The sequence below is a fragment of the Nocardiopsis sp. RV163 genome, assembly GCF_001029525.1.
Lineage (GTDB): Bacteria > Actinomycetota > Actinomycetes > Streptosporangiales > Streptosporangiaceae > Nocardiopsis > Nocardiopsis dassonvillei.
In genome coordinates this window covers 1-22193 of record NZ_LEKI01000016.1, presented here as the reverse complement: position 1 = coordinate 22193, position 22193 = coordinate 1, and the positions used below count along the sequence as shown (strand labels likewise).

The following is a 22193-nucleotide window of genomic DNA, read 5'->3' as shown; positions in this document are numbered from 1 at the left end:
CCGTCGGCCGGAACACGTGTTCCGGCGCACCGCGGGGCCGCGGCCGACCGGTCGCGGCCCCCGTTCGCGTCCGCGGCAGGAAGCCCCGCACCGGCAGGCCCGAGGTTCAGGCCTCCCCCGGCCCGTGGGCCGGGGGAGGGCGCCGGTCCACGAGGCGCACCGGCTCCGTCGAGGGGAGTGGAGGAGCCTGACCGGATCGCTCATCGGTGTGCTCCATGTCTTGAATATGGGGTGAATCACCCCATATTGTCGATAAGTCCATCCGGATACTGGACGAACTGCCCAGTAGTGCGGCGCGGCGGCCCGGATGTTCCCCGTCGATGATCGTGTGAGCGGTACGAGGTAAGTATGGCCGTGCAGTTGGACGACACCGACCGTCGCATCATCTCCCTGCTCCGCGACGACGGGCGCATGTCCATCCGCGCGGTCGCCGAACAGGCGCACATCTCCCGCGCCAACGCCTACTCGCGCCTCGAACGCCTGCGCTCGGAGGGCGTCATCCGCGGCTTCACCGCCGTCATCGACCCCGAGAAGTACGGCACCGCCCTGTCGGCCTACGTGTCGGTGCGCATCGAGCAGCACTCCTGGGAGCGCTTCCGCGGCTACCTGCGCGACATACCCGAGGTCGACCACGCCGCGCTCGTCTCCGGGGACGTGGACCTGCTCCTGCTGGTCCGCGTCGCCGACGCCGCGGCCCTGCGCACCTTCGTCCTCGAACGCCTCCAGCGCATCCCCGAGGTCAAGAGCACGCAGACCATGTTCATCCTGGACGAGCCGCCGCTCTAGACGGGGCCGGGGGCGAAAGGGGGCCACTGTCCCGCGAAGTGGTCCTTGGGGCGGCGCCGGGGAGCCTCCTAGCCTGGGCCCATGCCTGAGTACCGCGTGGTCGACGCCTTCACCGACCGGCCCCTGGCCGGGAACCCCGCCGCCGTCCTGGTCCTGGACGAGGCATACTCCGACGAGTGGGCCCAGGGAGTGGCCGCGGAGTTCAACCTGTCCGAGACCGCCTTCGCCCGGCCCGTGCGGGAGCCCGGCGCCGACTACGAGCTGCGCTGGTTCACCCCCGCCGTCGAGGTCGACCTGTGCGGGCACGCCACCCTGGCCACCGCGCACACCCTGTCCGAACTCGGCGTCCCCGGTCCCTACCGCTTCACCACCCGCAGCGGCGTGCTCACCGTCGCGGAGCGGGACGGGCGGCTGTGGATGGACTTCCCCGCCGCGCGGCCAAAGCGCGTCGAGGAGCCCGAGGGCCTGGCCGGGGCCCTGGGCTCGCGCCCCCAGTGGACCGGCCTGGGCCTCGGCGGCCAGGACCTGCTGGTCGAACTGGCCGACGAGGAGGCCGTGCGCGGGCTGACACCCGACGTCGCCGCGCTGGGGCGGATGCCCTACCACCTGGTCATCGTCACCGCCCGGGCCGACGAGGGCCACGACTTCGTCTCCCGCGTCTTCGGCCCCAACATCGGCGTGCCCGAGGACCCCGTCACCGGCAGGGCGCACACCGTGCTCACCCCGTTCTGGGCCGACCGGCTGGGCCGCGGTGAGCTGAGCGCCCACCAGGCCTCCGCGCGCGGCGGCGACCTGCTGGTGGAGGAGCGCGACGGGCGGGTGATCATCGGCGGCGAGGCGGTCACCGTGGCCACCGGCACGCTGCTCCTCTAGGCCCCCGCCCGGACGTGCGGGCGGTGGGCCCGTGCGGGGGGCCGAACGCGAGCGCGGGGACGGAGGAATCCGGGTTTCCCCCTCACGGAGCTCCGAGTTCCGGTAGAACTGGTCCGAGGCACCTCCCCACCCCTCCCGGGGAGGTGCCCGCCGCGGTCCCTCCGGCACACCCCCTTGGTATCGGGGGGCCGCGGCGCACCCCCCGGAGGACCGGTCCCGCCGCCCCAGCGGGGCCGGTCCTCTCCGGCGGACGGCCACCGTTGCGGCGTTGCCGACGGAGCAGTCCCACCGGCGCCGCCCGTGTCCGCTCCCGGACCGGGCGCCCGCGCCGGGGCGCCGCCCGCCCGGACGGGCGGGACCGCGGGGTTCAGGGCGCGCTGAACCCCCGGTCCTCGTCCGGGCGGGCGACGACCGGAGCGCCCCGCGCGGTTGTGCACGGCCCCTCTGCGGCGGATTCGCGGAGCACCTTCCGGGGGGCGCCGCCGCACCGACGTGACCGCTCCCTCACTCCGCCCGGGACAGGAGGAGCGAGGAGTTCTGCCCGCCGAAGGCGAAGGAGTTCGACAGGGCCAGGCCGTCGGGCATCGGCTGAGGGTCCCCCAGGAGCAGGTTGAGGTCGATATCGGGGTCCACGTCGTCCTTGCCCACGTTCAGGGTGGGAACGGCCACGCCCCTGCCGAGGCTGAGCAGGCACACGATCGCCTCCAGCGCGCCCGCCGCTCCGAGCGGATGGCCGTAGTACGACTTGGTCGACGACACCAGCGGCCGATGCGGGAACAGGGACGCGATCGCCGACGCCTCCGTCCGGTCGTTGAGCTGGGTGGACGTGCCGTGCGCGTTGACGTATCCGACCTCCGACACCCCGTGGTCGGACCTCGGCGAGAACAGCCCCGCCATCGCACGGGTGACCCCGTCCAGGTCGGGGGCGAGCAGCGAACCCGCGTCCGAGCTGCCGTGGTAGCCCACCACCTCGCCGAGGACGGGCGCGCCCCGCCGCCGCGCGTGCTCCCACGACTCCAGGACGAGGACCCCCGCGCCCTCCGCCATCACGAACCCCGAGCGGTTCCCGGAGAAGGGCACCGACGCGCCGTCGGGATCGGTCGAGGACGTCATGGCGCCCAGCTTCCTGAACGGTTCGAGGACCTGGTCGATGACACAGGCCTCAGCGCCTCCGGCGACGGCCACTTCCAGGTCGCCCGCGCGCACCCTCCGGAACGCCTCGCCGATCGCCACGCTGCCCGAGGCGCACGCGGAGGCGTAGCTGAGCGCCTCGCCCCGCAGCCCGAACTCGATGGAGATGTTCGCCGCGATCATGTTCATGAGCCCCTTGGGCACGATCAGGGGGGAGATCTCCCGCACCCCGTGGAGGGCCCCGTCGCCGAACTCGGAGGCGAGTGTCCGCACACCGCCGATCGAACTGCCCATGAACAGCCCGGCCCCGTGGAGCACCTCGGGCAGATCGAGCAGGCCCGCACCGGTCAGGGCCTCCTCCGAGGCGCGTAGCGCCAGGCGGGTGACCCGGTCGGTGTGGCGGCGGACGCGGGTGGGGAACCCCCTCTCCCAACCGTCGGGCACCCGGGCGACGAGGGTCACGCCCTCGATATCCGGTTCGGTGAAGTTCGTCCGACCGTCGAGCAGCGATCCCCAGAACTCCTCCGTGTCAGTGCCGATCGGGCTCACCACGCCGGTACCGGTCACCACGACGCGTCGTTTCGTTTCGGACACCATCAACTCCTTCTCAGACGGGATCGCGACCTGACGAGGACGACCGCGAACAGCACGAGCACGGTCGAGCAGGTCAGGGCGAACGGCAGGTAGGACGTGCTCGCGGGGACGAAGGTGACGAAGGTGGACATGATCCGGTCGAAGAACGCCCGGACCACGGCCGAGGCGGCGAACGCGGTCAGAGCGACGAGCGACACGACCAGGGGGACCGTGTAGCCGAACACCGCCCGGTTGAGGACGCCGGGCGAGTAGCCGTTCATCCGCATGATCCGGACGAACTCTCCCTGGGTGGCGAAGGTGAAGCGGTAGATGGACAGGAGCATGATGGCCAGAAGGGCCACCGCGATACCGATGAGCAGCGACACCTGGATGTTGATGATCTCGACGATGCTCTCCCCTGAGGAGGCGATGCTCGCCCGCGAGACCGAGGGGACCGCGTCGTGCAGGTCGGGGTGGCGCGACCCGGTGAACACGACCGGGACGGACGGGGCCCGCGTTCCGGAGTCCTCGATCCGCTGGTCCTCGGGTACGTACACCAGCGCGGAGGTCGCGTTGCCGGTGACGGCGCCCACCTCCAGCGTGTACTCGGCCTCGCCCTCGACGTCGGTGAACCGGAGTTCGCTGCCCTCGCCCACCCCGTACTTTTCGGCGAACGCCTCGGTGACGGTGGGTTCGTCCACCTCACCGAAGAAGCGCGAGTCCGACGGTACGGAGAACACCGTCTGCGCGACGTGCTCGTCGTCGTACAGGGTGGTGAGCCGGGCGGGTTCGTCCCCGTCCCGTTCCAGGCCCGCTTCGGCCACTGCGTCCGACAGCACGTACATGTACTCGTAGTCGGTGTCCGTTTCGAGCATCGCCACGTACTCGTCCACCGAGGTCTTCAGCATGAACGAGAAGTTCACGAAGAGGCTGACGATCAGCACGAGCGCTACCAGGGACAGCGGCTCCCGGGGGTTACGCAGGGCCTTGACCAGCCGTAGCCGCAGCCCGAAGTCGGGGATGAACCGCAGCCCCGAGGTGGACACACGGGGCTCACGGCGTGACCTGCGGCGTCGGCGGGGCCTTCGGCGGACCGTCCGGTAGCAGGCGTAGTCCACGAGGAGCAGCACGGCGAGGGTGACCAGGGAGACGGCGACCAGCACCGGGACGTCGACCGAGAGCGGCGGATAGTTGTAGAGCCTGCCGTTGATCGACATGATCGGTGTCGCCGCCACCGCCGTCAGGGCCGTGCACACGACCCAGGCCGCGAGGAGTGTGAGCACCGTCTCGACCCTGTAGTGCCCGCGCAGGCGGGAGGCGAGCCCGAGCCGCTCGAAGGTGGCGATGTCGCGTTGCTCCCTCCTGCGCGTCTCGAAGTGGTACACGGAGACCAGGGCGACGATGATGGCCGTGAAGATGACGAAGATGAGCGCGGCCAGGTCGCGCGGGGCGGCGGAGTCCCCGATGACCTGCTGGATCCGGGAGTTGTTCTCCGAGTCGCGTATGAGCGAGGGAGCGTACCCGTCGATGACGGACGCGACGTCGGTGCGCTCGTCGAAGGAGAACTGCCGGGTCGCCTCGTCGAGGAACTCCGCGTCGAAGGTGTCGCCGGTGACGAACGCCATGCCGAAATCGTCCGCGTTCGGCTGGAGGACCAGTTCGCTGCTCTTGGTGGTCATGTAGTCGGGTGCGGTCGCGAAGCCGACCACTTCGAGGTCGAGGGACCCGACGGTGACGCGGTCGCCGACCTCCAGCCCGTGGGCGTTGGCGTACTGCTCGTCGAGCAGCACGTCGTCGTCGGCCTCCAGGTCCCGTCCGGCGACCACCGCGTGCAGGTTGACCGACTCCCGGGGAGGGAACAGCCGCAGGGTGGAGTCGCCCGGTCCCGGCACGTCGGCGCTGAGCACCGACTCCACTCCGTCGGCCACCTCACCCCGTACCTGTCCCCCCTCCCCGTCGTCGGCGACGAGGAAGTACCCCTCCTCCTGGTTGTTCTCCTCGGCGAAGCGTTCGAGGTCGCCGAGCACGCTCGTGGACGCCACGAAGAAGGAGTTGCTCAGGGTGAACCCGATGACCGTGATGAGGAAGAGCGTCACGAGCTCGGGCCAGTTGCGTTTCGCTCGTCGCCGTACCCGCTTGCGCAGCGTGTCGCGGAGGGCGGGGCTCACCATGCGACCGACGAGGCGTCCACGGGGGCCAGGCCCCGGTCGTCGGAGACGACACGGCCGTCGTGCAGGCGCACGACCTGATGCGAGATCCCCGTGACCAGCTCGTTGTGCGTGATCATCACGATGGTGACACCGAACCGCAGGGTCAGGTCCTGGAGCACCGAGAAGACCTCGCGGGTCGACACCGTGTCGAGTGCGCCGGTGGGCTCGTCGCAGAACAGGATCGCGCACTCCTTGTTGAGCGCCCTCAGGATCGCGCACTTCTGCCGTTGGCCGCCGGAGCACTCACCGGGGAAGCCGTCCACCACGCCGCGCAGGTTCCAGCCGTCGATCAGCTCGTCCACCTTCGGGATGAGCGGCCGGTCGAGCACGATGTTCTCGTGCAGCGTCAGGTCCCCGACCAGGTTGTACTCCTGGAAGACGAACGCGATCTCGTCGCGGCGGAAGCGGTCGACCTCCCGGCGCGACAGTGAGTGGACGTCGCGGTCGGCGACGGTGACGCTGCCGGAGTCGATCCCCTCCAGGCCGGACAGGCAGTTGAGGAGTGTGGACTTCCCGGATCCGGACGGACCGAGGATGGTGCAGAGCGTCGCCTCCTCGATCTTCAGCGACACGCCCTTGAGCACGGTGGTGCCGTGCTCCCCTCCGACGGGGAACGACTTGACCAGGTTCTCCGCCGCGATCACGAGGCGTCCTCCGCCCGCCGCACGAGCAGGAAGTACGAGTAGTACATGCTGTCGGCCGGAACGATCTCCTCCACGGCCAGGCCGGCCTCCGAGAGCTGGTCCCGGAGTGTGCTCCAGTAGGCCACCGACCGGAAGTCCGAGAGCACGCGGTTGAGGAGGGCCTCGGCCTTGACCAGGGAGTTGCCCACACCGGACAGGTAGAGCTGGATGCCCGGCACCGGGGAGGTCGAGCGCACGAGGACCTCCTGGACGTCCTCGAAGTCGGGGAAGTACTGGCCGATGACGTAGGTGCCCGTCGGCGACAGGACCTCACGGACCCTGCGGAAGAACGGGACGCGTTCCTCCTCGGGCATGTAGAAGATCATGAAGCTGCTCAGGACCATGTCGAAGCGTTCGGTGGTGTCGTGGTCGGTGAACCGGACCGATTCCACGCGTGTGTTCGGGTGCCCGGACAGCCGTCGGCGTGTGGCGTCGGCTACCTTCGCCTGGGGTTCCAGGCCGACCATCCGGGCGGCGGGCAGGGTGGAGAGCACCGAGCTCATGTGCAGGCCGTCACCGCAGCCGATGTCCAGGACGGACGCGGGGGACAGACGGCGGCAGAGCCGTTCGAACGAGCGCTTGGTGTAGAGCTCGTAGGCCAGGGCCCCGAGGTCGGAGTAGAACTTCTCGGAGAAGGAGGGTGCGACCTGGGCGTCGAACCTCATGCCCTCCAGTTCGAGGATGTACCGGCTGAGGACGATCAGGTAGCGCACGTCCGGCCGGTGGAGCGGCCCGGACTCCCCGTCCGCCTCGGCCTTGCGGATGAGCCCCCGGACGAACACGTAGTCCTTCTCGGCTCCGGCGCGCGGTCGCGTGGCCGGGTCGCCGCCGAAGCCGGGGAACCCGGTGGTGTAGGCGGGTTCGGGGACGAGGGTGCCGTCCACCCGGGCGGCGACGCCCAGTTCCAGGGCGAGCCGGAGGAAGTCGTCGAGGATCCGGGGGTCCGTGTCCGGGCGCGCGGACAGGTCGCCGTCGGGGAAATCCCTGTCCATGAGGGTGAGCACGATGTGCCGGAGGAACCCCTGGAGCTTGGACAGGAGGAGGAGCTGGAGCAGGGGTCCGCCGCGCAGGCCCAGTCCGTTCGCCGCCGCCAGCGCGGCGCGGACGACGTGCGTCTGCCGGGAGCGGAGCGCCAGGTCGTGCCGTCTGAGGGCGATCTCGCTGTGCCTCATCGGGCGGCCTCCAGCTCGTTCAGGGCCTTGAAGGTCACCTCGAGGTCCTCCTCGGTGTGCAGGCGGGACAGGAAGAAGCGGAGCCTGGCCTCGTCCTCCCGGACCGCCGGGTGCAGGATGGGCGCCACGTTGACGCCGCTGACGTGCAGCTGTTCGGAGAACCTCAGGGCGAGGGCGGAGTCGCCGGTGATGAGCGGGACCACGGGCGTGCCCCCGCTCTTGCCCGTGTCCAGGCCCATGTCCCTCAGGGCGCCGAGGAAGCGCCGGGAGATCTCGTGCAGCTCGTCGATCCAGTGGGGGTTCTCCTGGCACAGGCGGATCGACTCCAGGGCCGCCGCGGTGTTGGCGGGGGTCATACCCACGCTGAAGACGAAGCCGGGGAGGTTGTAGCGCAGGTACTCGACGAACCCGCGGCTTCCGGCGATGTAGCCTCCGCAGCTGTTGAATGCCTTGCTGAGGGTGCCCATGTGGATGTCGACGCGGCGCGGGTCGACACCGAAGTGGCTGGCCACACCGCGGCCGGCGCGCCCCACGGTGCCGATCGAGTGGGCTTCGTCGATCATGAGGAAGGCGTCGTGGTGCTCCTTGATCCGCAGCAGCTCCGGCAGGGGGCACAGGTCGCCGTCCATGCTGTAGACGCCCTCGACGACGATGACGACGTTGCGGAACCTGGGGCGCAGCCGTGCCAGCTCCTGTTCCAGGTTCTCCATGTCGTTGTGCTTGAAGGGCTTGCGCTTCGCGTCGGAGAGCAGCGCGCCCTGGATGAGGCTGTTGTGGGCCAGGGAGTCGTGGAGGATCAGGTCGTCCTCACCGAACAGGTTCCCGAGGATGTTGACGTTGGTGCTGTGCCCGCCGACCTGCACGAGCGCGTCGTCCACGCCGACGAAGTCGGCGATCGTGCGCTCCAGTTCGCCGTGGAGACCGATCTCACCGCCTATGAGCCTGCTCGCCGAGACCGAGGTCCCGTGCTCCGCGACCGCTTCGTCGACGGCCTTGCGGATACGGGGGTGGCCGTTGGTGCCGAGATAGTTGTAGCTGGAGTAGTTCACGAACGTGCGGGCGCCGACACTGATCCTGTTCGCGGCGACTCCGCGGTAGGCGGCGAAGTAGGGCAGGTCCTCCTGCCCGCGGAGGAAGTCCCCGAACTGGACGATCCTCTCCATCCGTGCGATGCCCTCGGGAGCCGCTGGGGCGCCTGCCCGGGTGTCCTCGACCAGCGCGTGCAGACGGAGTTCGAGGTCGGCGTAGGTGATGTCGTCCTGGAAGTCCTCCCACGGGTCGATCGCGCGGATCCGGGGATAGTTCTTGGCGAGGCTGGAGACAAGGTCCATGATCATGATCGAGTCGAACCCGAGGTCGTCGATCATGAGTTTTCCGGGATCGATTTCGTGGGTTTCGTAAGAGGCTATTTCGGCGACTGTTTTGAGCAGATCGGTACTCATGTTACTCGTGTGACTCATGGGGGCTCCAAGTCGTTCTTCACGGCTTCTGAGACACGTGTTCGTGAATGTGTTCCGCTGCTGCTGCCGCCCCGTCGACTCCGGAGAGGAGTCCGCGGAGGTCCCGGGCGCGGGAGCGGGTGTAGGGGTCTGCGAGGACCTTCTCCACGGCATTTTCGAAAGAGGTTCCGGAAACGTCCCGGGGTGAGATGTAAACGGCGCTTCCGAAGCGGACGCAGTCCGCCACGTTCCACCGCTGCTCCATCTGCAGGCCGATTCCGACGAAGGGTTTTCCGGTCGTGACCGCTGTCTGCACGGTTCCCTCGCCCCCGTGGATCACGGAGGCGTCGATGAGGTCGCCGAGCAGGTGCGCGGGGAGAAGGCCGCGCACGTGGATGTTGTCCGCGACCTCGGGGAGGTCGCTCTCCTTCAGGTAGGGGGCGACGGGGGCGATGACGGTGACGGGCATCCGGGAGAGCTCGGTGAGGACCCGGAGCACTAACTCCCGGTTCCCCGAACTGCCCATGGCGAAGTAGACCACCGGGCGTTTCGCCCTCGCCGAGGCCTCGGCGACGCGGACAACGTCCGGAGGGACCTCCCGGTCGAGCCGGGCGAAGACCGGGCCGACCAGACGGTAGTTCGCGGGCATCCGGTAGGGGCGCAGGTAGCAGGAGAGGGAGGTGATCAGGTTGAGGTCGGCGTCGAGCGCCTGGATGGTGCGACCGGGCAGCCTGACTCCGTGCTCGCGCGCGACCGCCCGGAAGGCCGCGGGCTTGTAGGTGGTCATCCGGGCGGCTCCCCGCAGGAGGGCGGCGGCGCCGGTGTTGACAGCCCGGGGGAGCGGTCCGCCCCCTTCGACGAGCGGCAGCGACCGGGTCTGGAGGATGTGGGGCCAGCTGTAGGCGAAGGGCTTGACGTAGACGAGCGGCACGCCGGCGGCACGGGCGGAGACGAACTGGCTGAGCGTCGTGCCGATCACGACCGCCGCCGGGCGGAGCGCGCTGATGAGGGCGAGTTCACTGGTGACGCGGGTGCGGAGCATCGCGGTGGTGAAGGGGTGCCGGACCGCCTTCCCCTGATCGACGAGGATCAGTTGGTCCGCGTCTTCGTCGGTCAGCGCGGGGGCCAGGCGGTGAAACGTGAACCCGGCCTCTTCAATGAGGGCCGAGTATCTTTCGGAATACCCGGAAAAGATGCATTCATATTTTCCGCGGAGGTGCTTCGCCACCTCGATGGACCGGGTTGTCTCCGCGAGGTTGAATGTCTCGGGGGCGAACAATATAACGCGCACCAGTAAACGCACCTAAGCAAAATTTATGGGACGAACACGAAAGTAGCATCGGCGAATATAAGCGTCAAATGTGACGCGGATCACACTAAAAGTCTCATGTTTTGGAGGGCCAGGTGGGGAAGGCGTGGAGCGGGGGTGTTCTGTCGGGACCGTGCGTGTTCCCTGGTGAAGGTTTTCCGTCCTCGGGGCGGAGGAATCGGTGGGTTCACGTTCTGCTGTCACTTCTTGCAGTATTTCGACCACGAAGAGAAGTGTCGGATTCGTGTTTTCGCTTTTCTGCGGTCATGTTGCGCGCTTGTTACCGCGTGGCGGCTTCAGCGTGCCCCCGCCGGGACGCCGGATGTCCGCGCGGGCGCGCCGCCCGGGCGTCGGGCGGGCCCGCGGCGTCCGGGGCGCGCCGATCCCCCTGTTCTCGTCCGGGCGGGCGACGACCGGAGCGCCCGGTGCGGCTGTCCACAGGCCCCCTGCGGCGGATCCGCCCAACGCCTAACCTGGCTGGAACAGAGGAAACAGACGTCTGGGGGACAGCGATGACGGGACGGTACGGGGGCGGCCAGGGGCGCCGGTACGGGGGCGGCGGAGGCCGCGGCGGCGGGCGCGGGCCCGAGTCCGAGCCGATCCGCGGCGTCCGCGACGGGGCCCGGCTCTCCGGGGAACTCCTGCGCATGGACGGCGCCTCCTACGGCCGCTACAAGTCCCTCAAGGGGGACTGGGACTTCGGCGACTTCACCCTGGCCGTGCAGCGGGTCCAGGCCGACCCCTTCGCACCCCCCTCGCGGGTGCGCGTGCTCATTCCGGACGCCGGCGTCCCCGAGAGCGCCTGGGGCGACCCGGTGCGCCGCCGCGCCACCGCCGACTACCTGGGGCGGCGCGCCCGCCGGCTCCTGCGCGGATCGCTGCTCAGGATCGACACCGGCGGCCAGGAGGTGATCGAACGCTCCTCCTGCCAGCTCACCGACGGCGGCATCGACCTGCGCATCGGCATCGACCTGCCCGGCCACGGCCGCCGCATCGACGGCCGCACCGCCGAGCGGGAGCTGTGCCGTACGCTGCCCGGCCTGGTGGACGACCTGGACTGGGAGGAGGTCGACGCCGCGGAGGCCGCGGCGTTCGCCGACAGCGTCGCCGACACGGTCGCCCTGCGATCCCGACTGGAGGAGAGACGCCTGGTGGCCTTCGTCGCGGACGGCGCCGTGCTGCCCCGGCGCAGCGGTGTCAGCGACGAACCCATGACCGGCGGCGCGGTGCCCTTCGCCTCCCCCGAGGGCCTGCGGGTCAGCGTCGACCTGCCGCACCGGGGCACGGTGAGCGGCATGGGCGTCCCCGAGGGCATCACCCTCATCGTCGGCGGCGGCTTCCACGGCAAGTCCACCCTGCTGCACGCCCTGGAGCGCGGTGTCTACGACCACGTTCCCGGCGACGGCCGCGAACTGGTGGTGACCAGGGACGACGCCGTCAAGATCCGCGCGGAGGAGGGCCGCAGGGTCGAACGCGTGGACGTGAGCGCCTTCGTGCGCAACCTCCCCACCGGCGCCGACACGAGCGACTTCCGCACCGAGAACGCCTCCGGGTCCACCTCGCAGGCGGCCAACATCTGCGAGGCGGTCGAGGCGGGGTCGCGCACGCTGCTGGTCGACGAGGACTCCACCGCCACCAACCTGATGATCCGCGACGAGCGCATGCAGGCCCTCGTGCACGGCGACCGGGAACCCCTGGTCCCCTTCATCGACCTCGTCCGGCCCCTGCGCCGCGACCACGGGGTGTCCACCGTCCTGGTCATGGGCGGCAGCGGCGACTACTTCGACGTCGCCGACCACGTCATCCTGCTCGACGCCTACCACCCGCACGACGTCACCGCACGGGCCCGCGAGCTCGCCCACGAGCGCGTGGACGCGGAGTTCGCCCTGCCGCGCCCCCGCGTGGTCGACCCCGCCTCCGTGGACGACAGCACCTCGCGGGGCCGTGGCCGGATCAAGCGCCGCGACATGGACGTGCTCGTGTTCGGCGACCACGACGTCGACGTGCGCGCGGTGGAGCAGTTCGTCGACCCCGGACAGATCACCGGCGCCGGACTGGCCCTGCGCGAGCTGGTCGCCGGACGCCACCTGGACGGCGACCGTACGCTCGCCCAGGCGCTCGACTCCCTGGAGGAGGCCCTGGACAGAAAGGGCGTCACCCTTTTGGGCTCCGACTTCGGCGGCGACTACGCCCTGCCCCGCCGCTTCGAGGTCGCCGCCGTCCTCAACCGGTTGCGCTCGCTGCTGGTGGCCGACCCGCGCTGAGCCGCCGACCCGCAGTGAACCGTCGGGGTGCGGGCAGGGCCGGGGTGTGGCGGTCCTCTCACGCCCCGGTTGCAGGAAGCTCCCTCCGCCGGTCGGGGTTGGTAGGGGTGTGGATGAGCGTCCTCGCGCGGCTCAGCCGGTCGGGGTCCTCATCCCGCGCCGACCGGCGGCGGTGGCGCCGTGGGGCGCGAGCGTCCTCGCGCGGCTCAGTCGGCGGGCTGGTGGGTCGGTATTCTGGAGAAGCAGGGCACAGCCTCCCAGGCGGTGCGAATCGGGCTCTCCCGGCCGTACCCCGGTCTCCGGCCGCCGCGTGAGCGCGACCCTGTGACCCCGACCAGTTTTGGAGACGAGAACCCGGTGCGTGACTCCGCAGATCTGTACGAACTCCACCCAGGCTTCGAGGATGTCGCCGGACTGGCGATGCTGGTCTGTCTGGACGGCTTCGTGGACGCCGGACACGCCGGGCGCCAGATGTTCACGTCGCTGTTCGACCGGTTCACCGCGGAGGAGGTCGCGACCTTCGACGTCGACCGCCTCGTGGACTACCGCTCGCGCCGCCCGACGATGACCTTCGTCGAGAACACCTGGACCGCCTACGACGCGCCCAAGATCGCCCTGTACCGGATGCACGACGACGAGGGCGCCCCCTTCCTGGTCCTGCACGGCCCGGAGCCCGACCGCGAGTGGGAGGCCTTCGCCGCCGCCGTGGGCAGCCTCGTCGACCACTTCTCCGTCACGCTCTCCGTCAGCGTCCACGGCATCCCCATGGCGGTCCCGCACACCCGGCCGGTCACGGTCACCCCGCACTCCACCCGCCCCGAGCTGGTCGAGGGGCACACCCCGTGGATCGGCCGCGTCGAGGTGCCCGGCAGCGCCACCTCACTGCTGGAGTACCGGCTCGGCGAGCGCGGCCACGACTTCGTGGGCTACGCCGTCCACGTGCCCAGCTACCTGGCCCAGGCCCAGTACCCGCGCGCGGCCATCGCCGCCGCCGAGTACGTGGCCGGGGCCACCGGCCTGGCCCTGACCACCACGGACATGGAGGAGGTCGCCGCGGCGACCGACGTCGACATCGCCGAACAGGTCATGGCCTCCGAGGAGATCCAGCGCGTCGTGACCAACCTGGAGCGCCAGTACGACGACATCATGTCCTCGCGGACCGACCCCCAGGAGCGTCCCACGCTCCCGCTGGCCGACGACGACGCCCAGCTGCCCACCGCCGACGAGCTCGGCGCCGAACTCGAACGCTTCCTCGCCGAGCGCGAGGGCGACGGAAACGGATGACCGTGTTCTACCAGATGCTCTTCCGCTCGGTCCTGCGCCGCATGGACGCGGAGAAGGTCCACAGGCTCAGCTTCGCCGCCCTGCGCGGCGTGACCTCCCTGCCCGCCGTGGCCTCCGCCATGAACGGGGTGCTCGGGCCCCGCGAGCCGGAGCTGACCGTGCACGCCCTCGGGCAGGAGTTCCCCGGCCCGCTGGGGCTCGCGGCCGGTTTCGACAAGAACGCGCAGAGCCCCTCCGGGCTGGCCGCGCTCGGCTTCGGCTTCGTGGAGGTGGGCACCGTCACCGCCCAGCCCCAGCCGGGCAACCCCCGGCCGCGCCTGTCCCGGCTGGTGGCCGACCGCGCGATCGTCAACCGCATGGGCTTCAACAACGAGGGGTCGGCACTGGTCGCCGAACGCCTCCACCACCGGCGCGGCGGCCGCCGTCCCGTGCTCGGCGTCAACATCGGAAAGACCAAGGTCACGCCCGAGGAGGAGGCCCCCGCCGACTACGCCCTCAGCGCCCGGCGCCTGGCCCGCTACGCCGACTACCTGGTGGTCAACGTCAGTTCGCCCAACACCCCCGGACTGCGCAACCTCCAGGGCGTGGAGCAGTTGCGCCCGCTCCTGGCCGCAGTGCGCGAGGCCCTGGCCGAGGCCGGTCGCCCGGACCTGCCGCTCCTGGTGAAGATCGCCCCCGACCTCGCCGACGAGGACGTCGACGCCGTCGCCGACCTCGCGCTGGCCGAGGGGCTCGACGGCGTCATCGCCACCAACACCACCATCTCCCGCGAGGGTCTGTCCACCCCCGCCGAGCAGGTGGAGGCGGCCGGTGCGGGCGGCCTGTCCGGCGCCCCCCTCAAACGGCGCTCCCTGGAGGTACTGCGCCGCCTGCGCGCCCGCGTGGGCGACCGGGTCACCCTGATCGCCGTCGGCGGCATCGAGACGCCCCTGGACGCCTGGTTCCGTATCCGCGCGGGGGCCAGCCTCGTGCAGGGCTACACCGGTCTCATCTACGGCGGCCCCCTCTGGCCCCGCCGGATCAACCGCGGCCTCGCCCGGCTGGTGCGGGCCTCCGGCCACCGCTCCATCAACGAGGTCATCGGAGCCGATGTCCCCGCCCCGGCTGCCGACGGCGGTCATGGGTCGGACCCCGCCGCGGCCACCACCGGGGGCTGAGCCCGCACCCGGAGCCCGCACGCGGACCCGGCACCGACGAGGCGGTCGCGGCCCGCCGCCCGGGGCCGCATCCACCGCCGAGGGGCGCGGCGCCACCGCGCGTACGCGGCGGCCGGTGGACACCCCACCGGCCGCCGACGCGCGTACCGGTCCTCCCCGGACCTCAGGAACCGGCGGGCGCGGACAGCCCCTCGGGCGGGTAGCTCTCACCGGCCTCCGGCCCTTCGTAGACCTGGCTGACGGTCGCGAACTCGTACCCGTCGGCCCGCAGCCGCTCGATGATCTCGGGGACCGCGGCCAGGGTCGGTTCCAGGGTGTCGTGCAGCAGCACCACGCCCCCTGGCCGGGCCCCGCCCACCACGCTCTCCACGACCTCGTCGCGGCTCATGCCGGTCCAGTCCTCACTGTCCTGGCTCCACAGGATCTCGGCCATGCCCTGGCGTCCGATCTCCTCCAGCACCTCGGGCGAGCTGTCGCCGAACGGCGGCCGGAACAGTTCCACGGTGTGCCCCGTCTGGCGGCGCACCATCGCGCCCACCGCGGCCACCTGGTGGACCAGCTCCTCGCCCTCGAAGGACTCGGGCATGCGCTCGTGCAGGTGGTTGTGGCTCCCGATCTCGTGCCCCTCCGCGTAGATCTGACGCGTGACGCCGGGCCGGGTCAGCGCCGGGTTGCCGTTGAGGAAGAAGGTGGCCGCCACCTCCTCCTCCGCCAGCAGGTCCAGCAGCCGCGGAGTCGTCGCGACCGGTCCGTCGTCGAAGGTCAGCGCGATGCACTTGGCCTCGGCGCAGTCCAGGTCGGGGTCTCCCGCCGAGACCACCCCCGGCACCCGAGGCTCGGCCGGCGGCTCGCCGTCGGGAGCCTCCACGGTCAGCACGGGCTCCTCCGCCATGGCGGCTTCCCGCGCCCGCTCGCCTAGGCCGGACAGCAGGGGCTCGGCCTCCTCGGCGGGCACCACCGCGACCATCCGCCCCGGTGCCGAGGACGGTGTGTGACCCTCCACGGCCGGGGACAGGTCCCCGTCGTCGAACTCCACCACCAGGTCCCCGTCGGCGTTGAACCCCATCGAGTCGTAGGTGCGCATCACCGGGTGCAGCACCCCCGCGTCCACCGCCTCCTCGTCGGCGAACGAGGCCCGGACGATCCCGTTGAGCTCCCGGAGCGCCGCGTCGTCGGCCAGTAGCTCCGTGGAGTAGGCGGTGTGGCCGGTGGACGTGTCGTACCAGTACGTCCCGTACCCCTTGCGCAGCCCGTGGAAGTCCTCCTCGGTGCGCACCAAGCGCACGCCCAGAACCCCGTTCCCGGCGGCGACCACTTCCCAGTCGACGCCCAGGTTCACCGGGTCCCGGCTTGCGCCCCGGTAGTCGCGCACCTCCTGGTCCACCCGGGCGGCCAAGTCCTCGGCGAAGGCGTCGGCGCCCGCGAACACGGGGTAGGCGACGTCGATCGTGAGCCCCTCGGGCCTGTACGGGTGGTCCCCGAAGTCGGAGGCGTCCCCGCGCCACTCGGTGACCCCGTCCCCCGGCTCCGCCGCCACCACCGTGATCAGTTCCGGGTCCTCACCGCCCCAGGAGGTGATCCCCCCGGTGCCGCACGCGGCCAGGGGCAGGACCAACGCGGCCAGTGCCGCCCCGGGCCACCGGGCTCTGCGCTCCCACTGCCGGTTCCCTCCGGCCCCGCGGCAGGGGACGGCCTCGTTCGGGTGGACTCGAGTCGACGACAACACCGGACTCCCTCATCCCTCAGCGGGTGGCCAACACGGCTGTTGCTGGGAGCAACATAGGGGACGCCCCCGCCCGTCCCGGGGCGGTGACCACATGTGGTCACCGCCCCGGGACGGGCGACGCACCGGAGACCGGCAACGCCCCTGCGGGGCGCCCTACCGGCACCGCCCGGCGCCCTCACACGGCTCCGCGCCCAGTGTGTCCCACCGGCCGCGGCCCCGAAGCCCTCCCGGGACCATCCTCACCCGGAGAGCCCGCCGCGCCGTGACGCCGCGCCCTCAGACCCCTTCGGAAGCCTCCTCGGCCCCCTCTGAGGGCTCGGCGCTCTCCTCCGGGGCGTCGGGGACCCCGTCCACGTAGGTCTCGCCGGGGGTCGTGGTCCCCAGCAGTTGGGACACCGTGACCATGGTGTACCCCTGATCGTGCAGTTCCCGGATCGCCGTGCGGGAGGCGTCGACGGTGGTGCCGTGGATGTCGTGCATGAGGATGATCGCCCCCTCCGAAGCGCCCTCCAGTACCCGGTCGTGGATCACCGGGGCCTCGCGGTCCTTCCAGTCGAGGGTGTCCACGCTCCACAGGATCTGGGCCAGGCCCATGTCCGCGGTCACCGAGGCCACGCCCTCGTCGGACGAGCCGTAGGGCGGACGCATGAGGTCCATGGTGTAGCCCGTCTCGCGGTACACCAGCGCCTGCACGACGTCCAGGTCCGCGCGCACCCCTCCCGCGCCCAGACCGGCCAGGTCGGGGTGGTTCAGGGTGTGGTTGGCGATCTCGTGCCCCTCGGCGTAGGCGCGCCGCACCGTGTGCGGGTGCTCCATGACGGGGTTGCCGGTGACGAAGAACGTGGCCCGCGCGTCGTACTCGGCGAGGGCGTCCAGCAGTTCGGGGGTGCGTTCGCCGGGGCCGTCGTCGTAGGTCAGCGCCACGCACTTCGTGTCGGGGTCGGAGCAGTCGACTCCGGGGTCCACCGCGGGCACCTGCCCGGGCACGGCGCCCTCCTCCCGGCCGTCCTTGTCGGCCCGGGGCGGGGCGGCGATGGAGAAGTCGTCCACGCCCACGGTCGCGGCGTCGCGCACGCGCAGGCCCAGTTCGGACAGCAGCCCTTCGACCTCACCGGCGGGGACCACCGCGCGCGTTCGGCCCTCCTGCGCCGGGGCGACCTGCCCGGCGTCGAACTCCACGACCAGGTCCCCGTCGGGGTTGAAGCCCACCGAGTCGTACAGGGAGCCGATCGGGTGGATGACGTCGGGGTCCGCCGGGCCCTCCCCGCCCTCCCCGCTCCCGACGGCGCCGCGCACCAGGCCGTTGAGCTCCTCCAACTGCTCCTGGCCGCCGACCAGCGCCGCCGAGGGGTGGTGCGCCGCGGTCTCTGTGTCGTACCAGTAGGTGGTGTAACCCTCCCGGGACCCCTCGGAGTCGGTCTCCACGCGGGTCACGCGGACCCCCAGCAGGCCGTCGCGCGCCGCGGTCAGGTTCCATCCCGCCTCGAAGGAGACCGCGCCGGGGTTGGCCGCCTCGAAGGCGCGCACCTCGTCGGTCAGCTCACGCTCGAGGAAGTCGGCCAGCGGCTCGGCGTTGGGTATCACCGGGTAGGTCACCGAGACGGAGATCTCCCCGTCGTAGGGAAGTCCGGCCTCCTCCACGCCCGACACGGCGGCCGGGTCCACCTCGGTGAGCCCGTCGGGCTCGCCTGAGGCCGGGGGCGGCGGCTCGCTCTCGGAGAGCGGCGCTGCCCGCGTCCGCGGCCCGGGCTCGGGCTCCCCGGAGGAGCTGGTGGCCAACAACACCATGCCCGCCAGGAACGCCAGGGCTACCACGACCGTGATCAGGGGGTGGTCCGGTGCCATGGCCAGGCGGGACTGCTTATTCACGAGGGAATCTCCACGTTCATCGCTCAGACGAACGTCCGCGGGGAGCAGAGAGGGCTCACCCGCGCAACGCTTGACTTCGTGTGTGACGCCGACCTGAGGACGGGGGTTCTCACCGTCCTGGCCGGGCGCATGGGGCCGCACGCCGGGTACAGGGGCGAAGGGGGCCTCCCTATACTTGCAGCCGTGGAAGGTACATGATCCACCCCCGCGTCCCGGGTCCGCCCCGGAACGAACGGGGCGGAACCATGTCGCAAGAGGGAACCCGGTGCGAGTCCGGGACTGCCCCGCAGCGGTATGGGGGAACGAACGTCGCCATGGGCACTGGTAGTGCCGGTCGCCGAGACCGGAAACCGGGAAGCGGCGGCCAGTAGGAGGAGCGGTGTCCGCACCGCCCGCGCCCCCGAGTCCGAAGACCTGCCTCCACCCGGCGACGCGCCCGCGGCGCCGGTGGTCCCGCGCCCCGAGGGAGGGCCGGAGGCGGTGGCAGGTCCGGTGCGCGCCCGCGGCGCGTCCGTCGGCGTGCACGCCCCTCTTCTCCTCCCCGAGGCCGGTACCCGGCTTTCGACGAGGGAGAGAAGCTGATGACCACGACCCCCGCGCCTTCCGCGGCCCCGGGCGGACCACGCCCCTCCGTGCGCTCGACGGTGCACGGCTACCCGCGCATCGGCCCCGACCGCGAGCTCAAGCGCGCCTGCGAGTCCCACTGGAGGGGCCGCACCACCGCCCGGGAACTGGACGAGGTCGCCGCCGGCCTGCGCCTGGGCGTCTACGCCCAACTGCGCGAGGCCGGTGTCGACGACATCCCCTCCAACACGTTCTCCTACTACGACCACGTGCTGGACACCGCGGTCCTGTTCGACCTGGTCCCCTCCCGCTTCGCCCCGCCCGCCGCGGCGCCGGACCGCGAGGAGGAGCTGCGCCGCTACTTCGCGCTCGCCCGCGGCGAGCAGGGCGCCCCTCCGCTGGAGATGACCAAGTGGTTCGACACGAACTACCACTACCTGGTCCCCGAGCTCTCGCCCGGCACCCGTCCCCGCCTGGTGGGCGACAAGCCCGTCGCCGAGTTCCGCGAGGCCGCCGAGGCGGGCTTCCACACCCGCCCGGTCCTGGTCGGCCCGCTCACCTTCCTGCTGCTGGCCAAGCCCGCCGACGGCGCCCCCGAGGGCTGGGAACCCGTCCGGCTGCTCGACCAGCTCCTGGACGCCTACGCCCAGCTGCTCGGCGACCTGCGGGCCGCGGGCGCCACCGAGGTCCAGTTGGACGAGCCGATCCTGGCCACCGATGAGGGCCGCGCCGCCGTCGGCCACCTGGAGTTCGCCTACCAGCGCCTGGGCGCGGTCACCGACCGGCCCTCCCTGCTGGTGTCCACCTACTTCGGCTCCATCGGCTCCGCGGCGCTGCGGGTCCTCAAGGAGTCCGCGGTCGAGGCGGTCGGCCTGGACCTGGTCACCGACGACGAGGGCGTGGACGACCTGGTGCGGATCTCCGGCCTGGGCGCCACCCGCCTGGTCGCGGGCGTGGTGGAGGGGCGCAACGTCTGGCGCACCGACATCCCGGCCGCCGTCGCCGCGCTCGGCACCCTGCTCGCCCTCACCGACGAGCTGACCGTGAGCACCTCCTGCTCCCTGCTGCACGTGCCCCTGGACCTGGACTCCGAGACCTCCCTGGACCCCGAGCTGCGCGCCGCCCTGGCCTTCGCCCGGCAGAAGGCCCGGGAGACGGCCCTGCTCGGCCGCGTGCTGTCCGAGGGGGCCGAGGCCGAGTACACCGGACGCGGCGGCGTCCGTCCCCCCGCGTTCACCGACGCGCGCGTGCGCGCACGCCTCGACGCCCTGGGCCCGGACGCCTACGAGCGCCCGCGGGAGCGCGGCAGGCCCGCCGAGACCCCGCTCACCACGACCACCATCGGTTCCTTCCCCCAGACCGCCGAGCTGCGCCGCGCCCGCGCCGCGCACCGCAGGGGGGAACTGGCCGAGGACGCCTACAAGGCCGTCCTGCGCGAGGAGATCGACCGCGTCGTCGCGCTCCAGGAGGAGATCGGCCTGGACGTGCTCGTGCACGGCGAGCCCGAGCGCAACGACATGGTCCAGTACTTCGCCGAGCAGTTGGAGGGCTACGCCACCACCGAGAACGGCTGGGTGCAGTCCTACGGTTCGCGGTGCGTGCGCCCGCCGATCCTGTTCGGCGACGTCTCGCGCCCGGCGCCGATGACGGTCGAGTGGACCACCTACGCCCAGTCGCTCACCGACAAGCCGGTCAAGGGGATGCTGACCGGTCCGGTCACCATGCTCGCCTGGTCGTTCGTGCGCACCGACCAGCCGCTGGGCGAGACCGCCCGCCAGGTGGCCCTGGCTCTGCGCGACGAGGTCGCCGACCTGGAGCGCGCCGGGATCCGCCACATCCAGGTGGACGAGGCGGCCCTGCGCGAACTGCTGCCGCTGCGCTCGGAGCACCGGGCGCGGTACCTGGACTGGGCGGTGGGTTCCTTCCGCCTGGCCACGTCGGGGGTGTCGCCCTCCACGACCGTCCACACGCACATGTGCTACTCCGAGTTCGGGCTGATCGTCGGCGGCATCGAGGCGCTGGACGCCGACGTCACCAGCGTGGAGGCCGCACGCTCGCGCATGGAGCTGGTGCGGGACCTGGGTGAGCGGGGTTACAGGCGCGGGATCGGCCCGGGCGTGTACGACATCCACTCCCCGCGTGTGCCCTCGGTGGAGGAGATCGAGGGGGCGCTGCGGCTGGCGGTCGCGCACATCGACGCCCGGAACCTGTGGGTGAACCCCGACTGCGGCCTCAAGACGCGCGGTTACGCCGAGGCCGAACAGGCCCTGCGCAACATGGTCGAGGCGGCCCGCCGGGTGCGGGCCGACCTGGCGTGAGCCCTGCGGTGTTTTTTGGACCTCCGCTTCGCTTCGGTCCGTGCCCGGGCGCCCGGGGAACGGGAATCGGGTTGAAGCAGGCACAGTGGCGCCTCCGGTGAGACGGCTCGTTCCTCGCAGCCTCACCTCCAGCCCCTCCAGAACCCCGTGGGCGCCCGAGCCGGCCCCCACAAGCTGAGGCCGATTCAAAAAGAGTCCCCAGGAGGCTGAAACGCGGGAGGGGGCCGCGGCGAACGCCGCGGCCCCCTCGTACCGTGTCCGGTCAGCCGCCTCAGGCGCCGACCAGGGCCAGCGCCTCCGCGCCGGCGTTGAGCATGATCTCCTCGACGTTGTCGGGCATGACCAGGTCCTCTGCGGAGGCGTCCTCGGTGAAGGGCGGGTGCATCTGGTACTGGACCCGGATGTTGAGGTTGGCGCTGCGGACCACCAGCGTGGCCTCGGGGATGTCCTCACCCAGGAAGTCGTACTTGGTGAGGACGTACTGGGCCTCGTCGCCGAGGTCCACCTCCTTGTCCTCCTCCACGTTCGCGGCGTCGTAGAAGGTGTTGTAGTCACCCTCGCCCCTGAGCTCCTGCACCGCGGTCTGGAAGTCGCTGGTGGCGGCCTCGACGGAGTCGGCGGCGGAGTAGGGGACCTGGTAGCTGATCTCGAACATCGCGTAGCTCTCGGAGGGGTTGCCCTCCGGGGCGGCGCCTTCGAGGCTCTCGCAGTAGGAGTTGTTGTCCTGGACGTACTTGTCGCCCTCGTCCTGGATCAGGAAGTCGGAGAGCACCTGGTCGGTGAAGGCCTCGCAGGGCTCGGCGGGGACGGCGTAGGGGGGCTCGCCCGCGGGGGC

General features: G+C 71.3%; 14 protein-coding genes, 1 pseudogene and 1 riboswitch. Of the genes and pseudogenes, 6 read left to right on the top strand and 9 right to left on the bottom strand.

Features of this window, described 5'->3' with window-relative positions:
- The first annotated feature begins 348 nt into the window (after positions 1–348).
- Positions 349–786 (top strand): Lrp/AsnC family transcriptional regulator, encoded by a 438-nt coding sequence (locus ABD54_RS05130; RefSeq protein ID WP_047868273.1) that lies wholly within the window; start codon positions 349–351, stop codon positions 784–786.
- 81 nt (positions 787–867) lie between these two features.
- Positions 868–1659 carry a PhzF family phenazine biosynthesis protein gene (locus tag ABD54_RS05125; RefSeq protein WP_047868272.1) on the top strand — a complete coding sequence of 264 codons (792 nt, stop codon included), beginning with the start codon at positions 868–870 and terminating at the stop codon, positions 1657–1659.
- 504 nt (positions 1660–2163) lie between these two features.
- On the opposite strand, the gene ABD54_RS05120 is transcribed toward ABD54_RS05125, so the two are convergent.
- The 6 genes from ABD54_RS05120 to ABD54_RS05095 all read right to left on the bottom strand — a co-directional run bounded on the left by ABD54_RS05120 (position 2164) and on the right by ABD54_RS05095 (position 10146).
- The gene (locus tag ABD54_RS05120; RefSeq protein ID WP_047868271.1) at positions 2164–3387 is read right to left on the bottom strand and encodes a beta-ketoacyl synthase; all 1224 of its coding nucleotides are present in this window, start codon (positions 3385–3387) and stop codon (positions 2164–2166) included.
- Positions 3387–5534, bottom strand: coding sequence for a hypothetical protein (locus tag ABD54_RS05115; protein ID WP_047868270.1), 2148 nt, complete (start codon positions 5532–5534; stop codon positions 3387–3389). Before ABD54_RS05115 ends, ABD54_RS05120 begins: the two co-directional genes overlap by 1 nt.
- Positions 5528–6217, bottom strand: coding sequence for an ABC transporter ATP-binding protein (locus tag ABD54_RS05110; RefSeq protein ID WP_047868269.1), 690 nt, complete (start codon positions 6215–6217; stop codon positions 5528–5530). Before ABD54_RS05110 ends, ABD54_RS05115 begins: the two co-directional genes overlap by 7 nt.
- Positions 6214–7428, bottom strand: coding sequence for a trans-aconitate 2-methyltransferase (locus ABD54_RS05105; RefSeq protein ID WP_047868268.1), 1215 nt, complete (start codon positions 7426–7428; stop codon positions 6214–6216). The genes ABD54_RS05110 and ABD54_RS05105 overlap by 4 nt, the downstream gene beginning before the upstream one ends.
- Positions 7425–8795, bottom strand: a complete 1371-nt coding sequence (locus ABD54_RS05100) for an aminotransferase class I/II-fold pyridoxal phosphate-dependent enzyme (RefSeq protein ID WP_235431984.1) — start codon at positions 8793–8795, stop codon at positions 7425–7427. The genes ABD54_RS05105 and ABD54_RS05100 overlap by 4 nt, the downstream gene beginning before the upstream one ends.
- Before the next feature lie 112 nt (positions 8796–8907).
- Entirely contained in the window at positions 8908–10146 is a 1239-nt protein-coding gene (locus ABD54_RS05095) for a nucleotide disphospho-sugar-binding domain-containing protein (RefSeq protein ID WP_327136513.1), read from the bottom strand.
- A 542-nt stretch (positions 10147–10688) separates the two neighbouring features.
- Here ABD54_RS05095 and ABD54_RS05090 point away from each other — a divergent pair.
- The 3 genes from ABD54_RS05090 to ABD54_RS05080 all read left to right on the top strand — a co-directional run bounded on the left by ABD54_RS05090 (position 10689) and on the right by ABD54_RS05080 (position 14881).
- Positions 10689–12440, top strand: coding sequence for an ABC-ATPase domain-containing protein (locus ABD54_RS05090; protein ID WP_047868265.1), 1752 nt, complete (start codon positions 10689–10691; stop codon positions 12438–12440).
- Between the two features lie 357 nt (positions 12441–12797).
- Positions 12798–13724, top strand: a complete 927-nt coding sequence (locus tag ABD54_RS05085; RefSeq protein ID WP_047868264.1) for a proteasome assembly chaperone family protein — start codon at positions 12798–12800, stop codon at positions 13722–13724.
- On the top strand, positions 13721–14881 hold the full coding sequence (locus ABD54_RS05080; RefSeq protein WP_047868263.1) for a quinone-dependent dihydroorotate dehydrogenase: 1161 nt from the start codon (positions 13721–13723) through the stop codon (positions 14879–14881). The genes ABD54_RS05085 and ABD54_RS05080 overlap by 4 nt, the downstream gene beginning before the upstream one ends.
- A 163-nt stretch (positions 14882–15044) precedes the next feature.
- On the opposite strand, the gene ABD54_RS05075 is transcribed toward ABD54_RS05080, so the two are convergent.
- A complete protein-coding gene (locus tag ABD54_RS05075) occupies positions 15045–16604 on the bottom strand; it encodes a polysaccharide deacetylase family protein (protein WP_047868262.1) in 1560 nt (519 codons plus the stop codon).
- A gap of 279 nt (positions 16605–16883) precedes the next feature.
- Positions 16884–18452 (bottom strand): polysaccharide deacetylase family protein, encoded by a 1569-nt coding sequence (locus tag ABD54_RS05070; RefSeq protein WP_047868261.1) that lies wholly within the window; start codon positions 18450–18452, stop codon positions 16884–16886.
- A 276-nt stretch (positions 18453–18728) separates the two neighbouring features.
- A riboswitch (cobalamin riboswitch) is annotated at positions 18729–18892 on the top strand.
- Positions 18893–19057: 165 nt separating this feature from the next.
- Here ABD54_RS05070 and metE point away from each other — a divergent pair.
- Positions 19058–21358 (top strand): 5-methyltetrahydropteroyltriglutamate--homocysteine S-methyltransferase, encoded by a 2301-nt coding sequence (gene metE / locus ABD54_RS05065; RefSeq protein WP_047868260.1) that lies wholly within the window; start codon positions 19058–19060, stop codon positions 21356–21358.
- A gap of 271 nt (positions 21359–21629) precedes the next feature.
- Here metE and ABD54_RS05060 read toward each other — a convergent pair.
- A pseudogene (locus ABD54_RS05060) lies at positions 21630–22193 on the bottom strand (DUF3558 domain-containing protein); the annotation flags it as partial.